At 32.7% G+C, this 12,433-nt stretch carries 15 protein-coding genes; 6 read left to right on the forward strand and 9 right to left on the reverse strand.

From position 1 onward, the window contains the following. Window positions 1-55 precede the first annotated feature (55 nt). The 5 genes from EU91_RS02180 to EU91_RS09670 all read left to right on the forward strand — a co-directional run bounded on the left by EU91_RS02180 (window position 56) and on the right by EU91_RS09670 (window position 2,720). Complete coding sequence (locus tag EU91_RS02180; protein ID WP_032524864.1) at window positions 56-979, forward strand: bifunctional riboflavin kinase/FAD synthetase; 924 nt, start codon at window positions 56-58, stop codon at window positions 977-979. Window positions 980-986: 7 nt separating this feature from the next. Continuing rightward, window positions 987-2,042 carry a thiamine phosphate synthase gene (locus EU91_RS02175; protein ID WP_032524865.1) on the forward strand — a complete coding sequence of 352 codons (1,056 nt, stop codon included), beginning with the start codon at window positions 987-989 and terminating at the stop codon, window positions 2,040-2,042. Next, window positions 2,032-2,241 (forward strand): sulfur carrier protein ThiS, encoded by a 210-nt coding sequence (gene thiS, locus EU91_RS02170; RefSeq protein ID WP_032524866.1) that lies wholly within the window; start codon window positions 2,032-2,034, stop codon window positions 2,239-2,241. The genes EU91_RS02175 and thiS overlap by 11 nt, the downstream gene beginning before the upstream one ends. A gap of 112 nt (window positions 2,242-2,353) precedes the next feature. Continuing rightward, window positions 2,354-2,521, forward strand: a complete 168-nt coding sequence (locus tag EU91_RS09490) for a hypothetical protein (RefSeq protein WP_193741635.1) — start codon at window positions 2,354-2,356, stop codon at window positions 2,519-2,521. A gap of 67 nt (window positions 2,522-2,588) precedes the next feature. Then, on the forward strand, window positions 2,589-2,720 hold the full coding sequence (locus EU91_RS09670; RefSeq protein ID WP_275040672.1) for a hypothetical protein: 132 nt from the start codon (window positions 2,589-2,591) through the stop codon (window positions 2,718-2,720). A gap of 4 nt (window positions 2,721-2,724) precedes the next feature. On the opposite strand, the gene larB is transcribed toward EU91_RS09670, so the two are convergent. The 4 genes from larB to era are packed head-to-tail and all read right to left on the reverse strand — an operon-like array spanning window position 2,725 to window position 5,953. Then, on the reverse strand, window positions 2,725-3,381 hold the full coding sequence (larB, locus tag EU91_RS02165; RefSeq protein WP_032524867.1) for a nickel pincer cofactor biosynthesis protein LarB: 657 nt from the start codon (window positions 3,379-3,381) through the stop codon (window positions 2,725-2,727). Then, window positions 3,378-3,824 (reverse strand): TIGR03792 family protein, encoded by a 447-nt coding sequence (locus EU91_RS02160; protein ID WP_032524868.1) that lies wholly within the window; start codon window positions 3,822-3,824, stop codon window positions 3,378-3,380. Before EU91_RS02160 ends, larB begins: the two co-directional genes overlap by 4 nt. Then, entirely contained in the window at window positions 3,821-5,041 is a 1,221-nt protein-coding gene (trmD, locus tag EU91_RS09065; RefSeq protein WP_072012903.1) for a tRNA (guanosine(37)-N1)-methyltransferase TrmD, read from the reverse strand. Before trmD ends, EU91_RS02160 begins: the two co-directional genes overlap by 4 nt. After that, window positions 5,042-5,953 (reverse strand): GTPase Era, encoded by a 912-nt coding sequence (gene era / locus EU91_RS02155; protein ID WP_032524869.1) that lies wholly within the window; start codon window positions 5,951-5,953, stop codon window positions 5,042-5,044. Window positions 5,954-5,991: 38 nt separating this feature from the next. Between era and EU91_RS02150 the strand changes: the two genes are divergently transcribed. Then, entirely contained in the window at window positions 5,992-6,519 is a 528-nt protein-coding gene (locus EU91_RS02150) for a hypothetical protein (RefSeq protein ID WP_032524870.1), read from the forward strand. Between the two features lie 51 nt (window positions 6,520-6,570). On the opposite strand, the gene EU91_RS02145 is transcribed toward EU91_RS02150, so the two are convergent. The 5 genes from EU91_RS02145 to EU91_RS02125 all read right to left on the reverse strand — a co-directional run bounded on the left by EU91_RS02145 (window position 6,571) and on the right by EU91_RS02125 (window position 12,426). Further along, on the reverse strand, window positions 6,571-7,308 hold the full coding sequence (locus EU91_RS02145; protein WP_032524871.1) for a Bax inhibitor-1/YccA family protein: 738 nt from the start codon (window positions 7,306-7,308) through the stop codon (window positions 6,571-6,573). Window positions 7,309-7,381: 73 nt separating this feature from the next. Further along, window positions 7,382-8,338 carry a PhoH family protein gene (locus EU91_RS02140; RefSeq protein ID WP_032524872.1) on the reverse strand — a complete coding sequence of 319 codons (957 nt, stop codon included), beginning with the start codon at window positions 8,336-8,338 and terminating at the stop codon, window positions 7,382-7,384. 37 nt (window positions 8,339-8,375) lie between these two features. Beyond that, entirely contained in the window at window positions 8,376-8,741 is a 366-nt protein-coding gene (gene rpsP / locus EU91_RS02135) for a 30S ribosomal protein S16 (RefSeq protein WP_032524873.1), read from the reverse strand. 54 nt (window positions 8,742-8,795) lie between these two features. After that, complete coding sequence (ffh, locus tag EU91_RS02130) at window positions 8,796-10,274, reverse strand: signal recognition particle protein (RefSeq protein WP_032524874.1); 1,479 nt, start codon at window positions 10,272-10,274, stop codon at window positions 8,796-8,798. 46 nt (window positions 10,275-10,320) lie between these two features. Next, the gene (locus EU91_RS02125) at window positions 10,321-12,426 is read right to left on the reverse strand and encodes an IMS domain-containing protein (RefSeq protein WP_032524875.1); all 2,106 of its coding nucleotides are present in this window, start codon (window positions 12,424-12,426) and stop codon (window positions 10,321-10,323) included. Window positions 12,427-12,433 lie beyond the last annotated feature (7 nt).

Consider the following 12,433-nt stretch of genomic DNA (forward strand, 5'->3'; position numbering starts at 1 on the left):
ATAAACTATAACTATTCAAATTTGCCATCAAAATCATAAAATTGCACGTAATCTTTTGATCTCTTTAAAATCGCCATCTGAAGTTAAGAATCCCACTTCAATCGCTATTGGTAGTTTTGATGGCCTACATGCTGGCCACAGAAAATTAATAAAAAGTGTAGTTGAAGAAAATCAATATACCCCAACAATTGCAAGCTTTTGGCCACATCCCAGAGAGATTTTATACAAAGAGACTCGTCTTAGACTAGATCTACCAGATGAAAAGCTACATATTCTTGAAGATCTCGGGATTGAACAACTAGTTCTGATTCCTTTTGATAAGGAACTATCTAAATTAAGTGCAGAAAGTTTTGTAAGGAATATTTTGATAAATCAATTACAAGCTAAAAACATTTCTGTAGGTGCTAATTTTAAATTTGGTTTTAGAAGAAGTGGAGACATAAATACTATAAAAAAAATAATTAAAGATACGGATATAAAACTAAAAATTACTCCTATTTTAGAAGATAAAGAAGGAAGGATCAGCAGCAGCAGAATAAGAGATTTGTTAGATAAAAGTGATCTAAAAAATGCTTTCAAAATTCTTAAAAGGCCCTACAGTTTTAGTGGAAAGGTTGTCAAAGGTAAAGGGATTGGGAAAAGCATAGGATGGCCCACCGCAAATCTTGAAATAGATGGCAGAAAATTTTTACCTGGAGAAGGAGTCTATGCAGCTTGGACAACTTTGAAAAATTCTAACCAAAAAATTGAATCTGTTATGAATCTTGGATCTCAACCAACAATAAATCCTTTATTGCCATCTGCAGTTGAAGTCCATTTAATAAATAAAGATATCGATCTATATGGTTTAAATCTATCAGTAGAACCAGTTGAAAAGCTTAGATCTCAAATTCAATTCGATAATATAGATCAACTTTCTAATCAAATAAAAAAAGATAGAGATAATGCTTTAAGTATTTTTAAAAACTACGAAAAATAAATTACAAATGCAGAATTTCAATCCCACAAACGCTGAAGATTTGAGAATTTATCAAATTATTGACGCTAATCTAGATAGAGCTAGAGAAGGATTAAGAGTACTAGAGGATTGGGCTAGATTTGGTCTAGGCAAAGAGAAATATGTTGAGAGGATTAAAAACTTTAGACAAATCTTAGGGAAAAATCATTTAGAAGTTTATAAACTATCCAGGAATCATATTGAGGACAAATGCAAAGGATTGACTCACCAAGAGCAACTTAAGAGGAAAAGCAATGAGCAAATTATAAGTTCTAATTCAGGCAGAGTTCAAGAAGCGTTGAGAGTAATTGAAGAATTCTCAAGGCTACATAATCATGAGCTTTCAAAAATCGCTTCGGAAATTAGATATGAAATTTACACTCTAGAGATCGACTTATTATGTTTAAGCGAATGTATGAAGTCGGAGGAAATATTAAAAGAAAATGACTTATATGTAATAACGGACCAAAAGGAAAACTTAATAGAAATTATAGAGAATCTACTTATTGCTGGCGTAAGAATTATTCAGCATAGATTTAAAACGGGGACTGATAAAGATCACCTTGAAGAAGCAATTCAAATTAAAAATTTATGTAAAAGATATGATTCATTGTTTATCATTAACGATAGGGTTGATATAGCTTTAGCTTCAAATGCGGATGGAATTCATCTCGGACAAGATGATTTAGACTTAAAAAACGCAAGAAAATTATTAGGATATTCAAAAATTATTGGTATAAGTGCAAATAATGAAATTGATATTTCTAATGCCCTTAAAAATGGTTGTAATTATATTGGAATAGGACCAGTATTTGAAACTGTAACAAAAAAGGACAAAAAACCAATAGGTATTGAAAAGATCAAAACATTAACAAAAGATTTAAACATTCCTTGGTTCGCTATTGGAGGAATTAAGACAAATAATATTTCATATCTAAAAAGAAATGGTTTTAAAAAAGTTGCTTTAGTTTCGCAATTAATGAATTCTGAAGATCCTAAAGAAGACGCTATTATGATTTTAAAAGAATTAACCAATGAAAATTAAAGTAAACGGAGAAGAAAAAAAAATAGAACTTGATCAAGAAAATGCCCTGCTCTCTAAAGCACTTAATTCAATGGGATATAAACCTAACACAGTTGTTGTCGAACTTAATAATGTGATTATTAATTCAATACAATGGGGAAATTTAAAAATTAAAGATGGAGATAATTTAGAAATCGTTTCAATAGTTGGCGGTGGATAAAAGATAAGATTTTTATACATTTAAAATCTTCATATTTTTTTAATTTTAAGCTTGAAACAATTACCAAATTTTTTCTTTTTTCGTTATATATTCTTAATACATAAATAAACCAATGAAAGAAAAGATAAATAATAATTCAAGATCCTTAAAATGGGAACAAAATGGGGAGCTTGCTTCTAAGGATTTATCCGAGTTAATTGAGAGATTAAAAAATGTGGAAAGTGAACATACCTCTTCTGAACTTTCTAGGTTAGGTACTAAATCAAACATAAAAGATTAAATTTGTTACTTAAAACTTGTTTTTATAAAATTTTGTACCAAATTATAAATACTGAGCTAAATAATAAATGCCTAAAAGATTTCCAGAGTGGGTAAACACAGAAGTTGTAATTAAGGCAATCAAAATGCGAGAAGAAGGGATATTATCAAAACAACTGAATTTATGGATAGAAAACCTATTAGAAATAGAAAAGAAGTAAATATCTAGGAAATACTTTTAATAATTCTTATGGCTGCCATTGCTCCTCCATAACCGTTATCTATATTCATAACTGCAATACCTGGAGAACAACTAGACAACATACTATTTAATGCAGTTTCTCCATCCTTGCTAGCACCGTAGCCGACTGAAACAGGCACTGCGATAATGGGCTGTGCCAACAATCCTCCCACAACTGTTGCCAAAGCGCCCTCCATTCCAGCACAAACAATTAATACATCATATTTATTAATTTCTTCTAACTGACTCATTAATCGATGAAGTCCTGCTACTCCAACATCTATAAAAGATTGACAATTCACTCCATAAATTTCAAGCGTTAATTTTGCTTCAAGTGTGACGGCCAAATCACTTGAGCCGCCTGAAATTATAGCAACTTTTTTATTTGTATTTATTTTATTTAGATTTTCCCCAATTATTAAGCATTTTGCTTCTTCATAGAATCTTGCATCATCAAATAAATCTAAAAGATAATTAGCTTTTTCACTATTAATCCTTGTAATAAAAACAACCTCATTTTTATTCAATACAGTTTCAGATACTCTTTTTAATTGGTCGATACTCTTGTCTTGACCCCAAATTGCTTCAATAAGTCCAAGCCTATCTCTTCTTTGAAAATCAAATCTAATATCAAAATTCATCCTTGCTTATCTAACTCTCCTTCATAAATTAATATAAAAGGATTTTCTTTTACATTTAGAGCTGTTTTAACAATATCTTCAAATTTTTCTTGGACTACATTTACCTCAGACATTGGGATGCTTTTCCATAGTTTTTTACTCTCCCAATTCACTAATATTAGAGCTTCTTCTTTTTCTCTATCCCAAAATAATTGCCTCCCCAAAAAACCCTCTTGAGAAGATAACCAGGGATCCCAGATTTCTTTTTCTGCATTCAACCATGCAGCTTTTACCTCAGAAGGGACTTTAAGTCTTAATTCCTCTGTAACCATTTCATCTTGATAATTATCCATAGGAAGAGCTTGTAAATTGGGGAAATTAGATTGAAAATTTAAAGCTACTAAGCAAATAAATATTAAACAAAATTTTTGGAATATTCTTCTCAAATTTAAATTGAATTTCATTTTTTCTCAAGTAGCACTACTGAATGGCAACTTATACCCTCTTCTCTCCCTTCTGGACCTAATTTTTCATTCGTGGTTGCTTTAATCCCAATTAAATTTTCATCGATATTTAATATTTCAGAAATATTTTTTTTCATTAGTTTTATATGTGGCATGATTTTTGGCCTTTCAGCAACAAGAACACTATCGATATTATTTATTTCCCAACCATCTTGTCTTATCAAGTCAATTACTTTTGATAACAAAAACAAGCTATCAGCATTTTTCCATTTTTCTTCAGATGGGGGGAAATACTTTCCTATGTCGCCCAAAGAAAGGGCTCCCAATAATGCATCCATTATTGAGTGACTTAAAACATCCGCATCACTATGACCATCCAATCCTAAATTTTCAGGATGATTTAATTTTACACCTCCAATAATTAAATCTCTATCCTCTACTAATCTGTGAATATCGTATCCATTACCTATTCTAAATTTCATGAATTGATTATTTTCTTTTATTATTCTCTTACTTTGTGGGGATTTTTTGTAGTTTTCATTTGAAATCAAGTCACTTCTCCTCTCCAATGTTCTTTCAAAACTTTTTCTTCTTCTCCACGATTTAATCTCTTCATGATTACCGCTCACTAGAATATCTGGCACTTTCATATCTTTAAAATTTATTGGCCTCGTGTATTGAGGATATTCTAATAAAGAAGAATTATGACTCTCATCGACTAAGGACTCTGGATCACCAAGAGTTCCTGGCAATAATCTAGTCAAACCGTTAATTATTGATATAGCGGGTATTTCACCTCCAGAAAGTACATAATCGCCAATCGATATCTCTTCATCAGCTAAACATCTAATCCTTTCATCAAAACCTTCATATTGACCACAAATAATTATTATTTGATCCAAAGTGGACCATCTCACAAGATCCTTTTGCTTAAGGACTTTACCCTGTGGGGTCATCAGCAAAGTTTTACTTTTAGATAATTTTCTAATTGATTCATATGCCTTATAAATAGGTTCAGGTTTTAATACCATACCTGCTCCTCCTCCATAAGGCTTATCGTCTACTTGTCTGTAAGAACCTTCTCCATACTCTCTCAAATCATGTAAATTTAAATCGATCAAATTCTTTTCTAGAGCTTTTGTTATGACCCCTAAATTATTTATTAATTCAAAAGCTTTAGGGAACAAAGTAATTACATCAAAGTTAAAACCACTCATCTAGAAATCTTCCTCATAACCAAACTCAATTAACCTTGATTCTTTTTTTCTCCAATTTGGAACAACTTTCACAAACAACTCTAGGTGAACTGGACCATCTATTAATTTTGACATATTTGATCTTGCTGACTGACCAATCATTTTTAACATTGAACCTTTCTTTCCAATAAGAATACCTTTTTGAGTTGATCTTTCAACAATAATAGTAGCCAAAATAGCTGTAAAAACTTTGCCATTTTTTCTTTTCATTTTCTCTCTCTTTTCTATCTTTACTGCGACACTATGAGGTACCTCTTCTCTTGTATTTTTTAATACCTGCTCTCTTACTAAATCAGATAATAAGTTATCTAATGGTTGGTCGCAAATCGTCTCTTCGTCATAAAGTTTTGGTCCCTCTGGAAGAAAATTTAGTGCCATATCGACTAGTTCCGAACATCCCTCTCCTTGAGAAGCACTTACAATTTGAAAGTTTCTATTAACTCCGAAAAATCTCCTATATTGATCTAATCGTAAATTCCTAAATTCTTTATTAACCAAATCCCACTTAATTAATGCCACAATAAACTCAGTTTTATTTGCGATTAGAAAGTTCAAAATATATTCATCACCTCTACCAGGTTCTTCACTTGAATCAATTACAAAAATTACCATATCAACTCCATTAATTGCAGATTTTGCGTTTTTTACTAATATCTCTCCAAGTCGATGATGAGGTTTATGAACACCTGGCGTATCAACAAAAATTATTTGCCCATTGTCTGTAGTAAGTATTCCTTTTAATTTATTTCTAGTAGTTTGCGCTATTGGAGAAGTAATTGTTATTTTTTCTCCAATCAATTTATTTATTAAAGTTGATTTACCGACATTTGGCCTTCCTAGTAAAGTTACAAACCCAGATCTATAATTGGCCAAAGACTTTTAATGCATCAATAATAAAATTCTGATCAAAAATGGAAAAAAAAACCATAAATTTAAAAGAAGCTTCGTTCACGCAAGCAATAAACATATCAGCACAATGGTGCAAAGAGTGGGGTGATGATTTACTCAGCGAAGAGGTTTTAGCAGATAGAATCGCAGAGCTAACTAAAACAAGAAATGGACTCAGAGGATTTTTTGCGTACGCTTTATCAGATAAAGATTGTTTTTTGTTAGATAAACTTCCCTTTTCACTAATTTACAAACTGAACGAAGGTGGTGGTGCCGTAACAGACATAGTAGTAAAAAATTTAATAATGAGTTCCGCTCAAATTATTATTCATCGAAGAGAAAATAATCATGAATATGAGACAACATCGGAGAACATTTCAGAAAGATGTAAGGCCATTCTAAGACTGCTAGAAACTAAGTTAGTTACAAAGTCTGTTAATCAAGTACTTAGAGACTTAGATGATATGGGTAATAGTTTTGATAATTCAGTAAAATATGACTTAGAACAAAAGGAATTCATAAAAAAACAAATTCTTGATATCGCCCAATAAAAAAGCGTAGAAAAAATTCTACGCTTTAATTTGGAAATTTAAATAATTTATTTAATCTCTTCTTCCACCACCTTGTAGTGCAATCATTAATCTTAATATAAAAACAAAAAGATTTATATAAGTTAGATACATACCTAAAGCCCCTGCAAGGTATTGATCGTCATTGTATCTTCTTGGCATTGTATAGAAATCAACGAAAGACATTGCAACAAACAAGACAGTTCCAAATCCTGCAATTATCAATTCGAGTCCTGAACCTCCAAAAACTCCTGGAGCAAAGAATCCACCAATTAATTGGACAAACATTGCTATAAGCAGTCCTATCAATCCAAGACCAACTACCCCACTTAGTGCTTGACCAACACTATCACTCATTCTTTGGCCAGTATAAGAGGCAATAACGAAAGTTATACCAGTAGCTAAGGCAGCTGTTCCAACTGAACCAATCCCAATTGTTCCTATTGCTAAAGCAACTATTCCACTTAAGGTAAATCCAGTTAGCAAACTAAATCCTGTTAGCAATGGCAGAGCTTTTGCATTATTTGCATTATTTGCTGCACTTGTAGCTACAAAAAACAAAACTAATTCCGCAATTAAGGCGACTATTGATAGGGGCTGGAAAAGACCTGGGTTTGTTGCTATAAGTGAGACACCTGCTAAAACACCTAAAGAGGTTAGGACCATACCTCCACCTACATAAGGTAGAGCTTTTTGAACAACATTAGGTCCAACAATTGAACTAGTTTGTGCTTCACGAATAGCTTGATTGAAATTACTACTTGCTGGCATTTTTTTTATTAAACATGGTTATATTCTACTTGATTTTTCAAATTTCAGGGTACGGATCTCCAGAGTTATAAAGTTATTTATAAGCCTCAATAATTTTCTGAACTAAAGGATGGCGAACTACATCTTCAACAGTTAGATAACAAAATTTTATACCTTCGGTTTCAGAAAATATTCTTGATGCTTCAATGAGGCCGCTTTCCTGATCTTTTTTTAAATCAATTTGAGTAACATCTCCATTTACAACCATTTTTGATCTCTCACCTAATCTGGTTAAAAACATTCTCATTTGAGAGCAAGTAGTGTTTTGTGCTTCATCTAGAATTACCAAAGAATTATCCAAGGTTCTGCCTCTCATAAATGCTAAAGGAGCAACTTCAATAATTCCTTTATCTATAAGCGAATTTGTTCTATCAAATCCGAAAATACTATGTAAAGAATCAAATAGTGGTCTTAAGTATGGATCTACTTTTTGTTGCAAATCTCCAGGCAGGAATCCTAAACTTTCACCAGCCTCTACAGCTGGTCTGGTTAAAACAATTTTTTCTATTTTTTTCTCATTTAATAATCTTGCGGCACAAACAGTAGCCAAAAATGTCTTCCCAGTTCCTGCTGGACCAATTGCGAAGGTAAGATCAAAGTTCTCAATTGATTCAACATATTCCTTTTGCCTTATAGTTCTTGGTCTTAGATATCTTCCTTCTTTGGAACGCGCAAGAACTTTTTTCCCAAGTTCAGCATGTGAAGATGACTCTCCCATATTTAGAGAACTCAAAGCCGCTTTAAGATCTACCTCTGGCACTTCTAATCCTTGTTCCCAAATTGGTCTTGTCAGTTCAACCAATGCGGATGCTCTCTCAATCTTAGATATGACACCGTTCATCTCAAGTTGCAAGCCTCTTATAGTTAAAGAAACTCCCGTGAGAGACTCAAACTTTTTCAAGAAAGAATTGCCGGGACCTGATAACGCTGTAGCAGCATCAGTGTTTGGCAAATCAATTGTGAAGTGACCAGTTTTGGAAACTTCTTTCATTTAATTATTGAATAAAGAATAAAAATTTATCAAATCACTAGCTTTCAGCTTGGATACTATCGCTTTCAGCTTTACTAGTATCACTTTCTGAGTCATTAGATTTAGCCTTAGCTGCTTTTTCCTTCTCTAATTTTGCCTTCCCTATAGCGATAGAGGGTCTTTCTATTTTTTCTAATAACCCTCCTTTTTCTAATAAAGTCCTCACCACATCAGTTGGTTGAGCACCTTGAGTAAGTCTTTTCCTTAAAGCTTCCGTATCGAGTCTAGTTTCTTTAGTTCTTGGGTTATAAAAGCCTAGTTCTTGCAAAGGTTTGCCGTCTCTCCTGGAAGTACTATTGCATGCAACAATTCTGAAACTTGCCTCTTTTTTCTTCCCAAAGCGCTTAAGGCGCAATTTAATCATCTTAAATCAATGCGTTTTAAACAATAATATCATTTAACGGGAATAATTTAGAAACTATAAATCAGCAAACCCTTTTTTCTTCTTATTTTTGGTTTGTTTTTTTATTGGTTTATTACCACTCATTCCACCCATTCCTGGCATTCCTCCCATTCCTGGCATTCCTCCCATTCCTGGCATTCCTCCCATTCCTGGCATTCCTCCCATTCCTGGCATTCCTCCCATTCCTGGCATTCCTCCATTCGACATTTGTTTCATAAAACCTCTCATTCTTTGAAAATCAGCTAATACTTTATCTACATCTTTTGCTTGATAACCACTACCCTTAGCGATCCTTTGTCTTCTTGATGGTTGTGCAGCAAGAACCTCAGGTTTCTGTTTCTCCTCAAGAGTCATTGAGGAGATCATAGATTCTATTTTCTTCAATTGATCTTCTCCATCTTTTATCATCCCATCATCAATTTTATTCATTCCAGGGATTAGTTTTATCAATCCACCTAGAGATCCCATCCTTTTAATTAATCTCATTTGCTTAACAAAATCATTGAAATCAAAAGTTGCTTCTTGAAGCTTCTTTTGCATAGCTTCTGCATCAGCAAGCTCAACTTCCTTTTGAGCTTTTTCAACAAGTGTCAAGACATCACCCATGCCTAAGATTCTGCTGGCCATTCTTTCTGGATGAAAAGGTTGTAGCGCCTCTATTTTTTCGCCCACACCAATAAATTTGATTGGTTTACCGCTTATTTTTCTTATTGATAAAGCGGCGCCTCCTCTTGAATCGCCATCCAACTTGGTTAGTATCGCCCCTGAAATTCCTACTTTTTCATGAAATGACTTTGTCAAGTCAGCAGCTTCTTGTCCAATCATAGAATCAACAACAAGTAAAACTTCATCAGGATTAGAAACCTCTTTTATCCGAATCATTTCACTCATCATAGAATCATCAATTTGCAATCTTCCAGCAGTGTCAATAATAATTGAGTCAAAATTATTCTCACCCGCATAATTCAATGCATCCTTTGTTATTTCTTCTGGTTTGCTATTTTTTTCTTTAGCTGAAAAAACTTCTAATTCATATTGACTTCCTAATGTTTTTAGTTGTTCTACTGCTGCTGGTCGATAAATATCTGCAGCCACCAAAAGAACTTTCTTTTCTTTTTCCTTCAAATAAAGGCCTAATTTTCCTGTCGCAGTTGTTTTACCAGCTCCCTGAAGACCGGCCATTAAGATAACAGTGGGGTTATTTTTATTTTCGTTTAATGGAGAATTTTCATTTCCCATAATATTTATCAATTCTTTATTTACAACTTCTATAAATTTTTGACCTGGATTTACACCCCTAACCACTTCTTCTCCAATAGCTTTTTCTTTTACATCTGATATGAACTCTTTTACTACAGACAAACTAACATCAGCGTCAAGCAGTGCTCTTTTGACCTGATTCAAGGCATCATTAATATTATTTTCACTAATTTTTGCTTCGCCTCTTAAACCCTTTACAGCATCTTCAAAGCGTGATGAAAGTTCATCAAACATTATCAAAAGTATTTTTAACTATTATAAACGATCTCAAAGTTCATAATTACAAGCCACTTACAAAATCCACCAATTTCCATGATTTTTTGGAAAAACCCAAAATATATTTAACTTTCAGCGGTGACAATGAAGTTTCATTAATTAATTCTCCAGAATTTTTAATTACTCTCTCTAGATAATTTAATTCAACTAAAACAACTATCCTAGAGGAAGTTTGAGATTCCAAATCTATATTGAGTATTTTGGAATTAATTTCTTTATAAATACCTTTTTTGATATCACTCCTTCTCTCTTCGATTGTTCTTTCAATTAAGCCATTTCTCACAATCTTAGAAAGATTAATTTCACTCTTTCCAGCTAAGTAATTTCTTTTACTTGTTAACCATACATTAATTAATTTTCTTATCTCTTCTAAAGAAGGTGATGCTTCAGTTAACTCTTTAAATCGAGTGGGATTGGTTGCAATAGGCTTCTCATTAATAGAATTTAATTCATTTGTAGATTTCATTTTAATCTCTTGATTAATATCTTTATTACTTCTATTTTGATTTTCATCTAAAGCTATTAAAGGTTTATCAATTACAGCTTTATCTTGAAGTGATTTTTTAAAATTATTTCTTAAGAATCCAATACCAATCCCAAGTGTAAATAGGATAAAAAAAGCGTATAAATAAATTGTATAGGGTGACCGCCTAAGTATATCTTTCTCCTTTAGAAATTCACCAAAACTAAATTTTAATTCAGCAATTTTTTCAATTAAATATTTGTAAACCTCTATTGGTTTATTCATGAAGATTTCATCGTTAATTTTGTTTTCTTGGGTATCTAGCTTTTCATATTCTTTTTTTATACCACCAGGCCAAGGTAAACTTCCTTCCTCGACATTATTTAAATCACTTTCAAAATCTTCAGTAATTTTTGTCGAAGAATCTTCTTTAATCCTTTGGTTTTGAAGATTTGATTTAAATGAAGATTTATTTGATTTTTTTTCTAATTTTTCTATAAATTCTTGAATTTCATTATCTTCAAACCAAGAATCTAAGTCGACCTCTTTTGATTCAATATCTCTATAACCAATTAAAACATCATTCTCCAACCAATTTTTGCAGAAACTACATATAGCCTCTAACTTATTATCTGGATAATTATTAAGCCAATCTCTTAAGTTTTCATCAGAACTGCTAGAGAACCTAGCGGTGGCTTGATCTATATCTGCTAAAAGCAAATCTAAACAACCCATAAGAGGCATTGAGTCAAGACCTGATAAATTTAATTTCTTTAAAATTCTCCTCGCTTCAAATATCTTTTCCGGCTTTCTCCTAGCGAACCCAATTGCTGTCATGGATAGAAAGGCCATAAAACCCGCTTCTAACGATCCTCTTTTTTGTAATTCAAGAAACAAATTTATCTGTTCTTGGACTGTCAAATATGGCTTTATTTGTTGGAAAAAAGCTTCAAATTCTCTCTGATTTAGATAATTTCCGTATTCAGATTTATTATTACCTTCTAAGCCACCTCTTTTAATAATTAGATTTTCCAACATATTTAAACCTTTAGCATGAGACTCCTGATCATTTAGATCCCTACTAAGTAGGTCTAGGATCCTGTAAGGAAGAAGGGAAGCTAAGTCTTCCTCAAGATCCTTCCTTCTTTCTACGAGCTTTCCCATTCTTTGAAGAAGTTGTATACCCTCATGTAAAAAGTCTGCAGCGTTTGAATAGGATCTAAGCTGTTGTTCTTTAATTGCAGAGTCTCTAGCAGTTAAAGCAGCCAATAAAGTTAAATCAGCTTCTCTACTACTTCCTAAAGCTGGTGTTTGTGGGGGCTGTAAAGCTTTTCTCGTAATTTTAAAAGCTTCTTTTGGAGAACCTGATTCCCAAAGAAGTATTAAACCCGCTACTTCTCTATTAGAAGAAAACTCTAATCCAGATACACCATCGAGTAATAAATTTTCGTATTCCCTTCTACTCTCTGGATCTGTAAGCAAATCTGCAGTTAGGCGAAGCAACTCTGACCTTTGAGTTAAAACTTCATAAGTAAATCCTTCATCAGGCGTTTTATCCAAACGCAATTGAAATGCCCTTAATATCTCCTCAGATGATGCAGAGGAGCTTACGCCAATTAAACGAAAATGATCTAAAGGAAGTTCCAAACAAATA

The organism is Prochlorococcus marinus str. GP2 (genome assembly GCF_000759885.1).
In the GTDB taxonomy this organism is placed as follows: Bacteria; Cyanobacteriota; Cyanobacteriia; order PCC-6307; family Cyanobiaceae; genus Prochlorococcus_A; species Prochlorococcus_A marinus_J.

Excerpts from the sequence above, each read along its gene's own strand:
- EU91_RS02175 (WP_032524865.1), top strand. The coding sequence starts at position 987 with ATGCAGAATTTCAATCCCACAAACGCTGAAGATTTGAGAATTTATCAA.
- thiS (WP_032524866.1), top strand. The coding sequence starts at position 2,032 with ATGAAAATTAAAGTAAACGGAGAAGAAAAAAAAATAGAACTTGATCAA.
- EU91_RS09490 (WP_193741635.1), top strand. The coding sequence starts at position 2,354 with ATGAAAGAAAAGATAAATAATAATTCAAGATCCTTAAAATGGGAACAA.
- EU91_RS09670 (WP_275040672.1), top strand. The coding sequence starts at position 2,589 with ATGCCTAAAAGATTTCCAGAGTGGGTAAACACAGAAGTTGTAATTAAG.
- larB (WP_032524867.1), bottom strand. The coding sequence starts at position 3,381 with ATGAATTTTGATATTAGATTTGATTTTCAAAGAAGAGATAGGCTTGGA.
- EU91_RS02160 (WP_032524868.1), bottom strand. The coding sequence starts at position 3,824 with ATGAAATTCAATTTAAATTTGAGAAGAATATTCCAAAAATTTTGTTTA.
- trmD (WP_072012903.1), bottom strand. The coding sequence starts at position 5,041 with ATGAGTGGTTTTAACTTTGATGTAATTACTTTGTTCCCTAAAGCTTTT.
- EU91_RS02150 (WP_032524870.1), top strand. The coding sequence starts at position 5,992 with ATGGAAAAAAAAACCATAAATTTAAAAGAAGCTTCGTTCACGCAAGCA.
- EU91_RS02145 (WP_032524871.1), bottom strand. The coding sequence starts at position 7,308 with ATGCCAGCAAGTAGTAATTTCAATCAAGCTATTCGTGAAGCACAAACT.
- EU91_RS02140 (WP_032524872.1), bottom strand. The coding sequence starts at position 8,338 with ATGAAAGAAGTTTCCAAAACTGGTCACTTCACAATTGATTTGCCAAAC.
- rpsP (WP_032524873.1), bottom strand. The coding sequence starts at position 8,741 with ATGATTAAATTGCGCCTTAAGCGCTTTGGGAAGAAAAAAGAGGCAAGT.
- ffh (WP_032524874.1), bottom strand. The coding sequence starts at position 10,274 with ATGTTTGATGAACTTTCATCACGCTTTGAAGATGCTGTAAAGGGTTTA.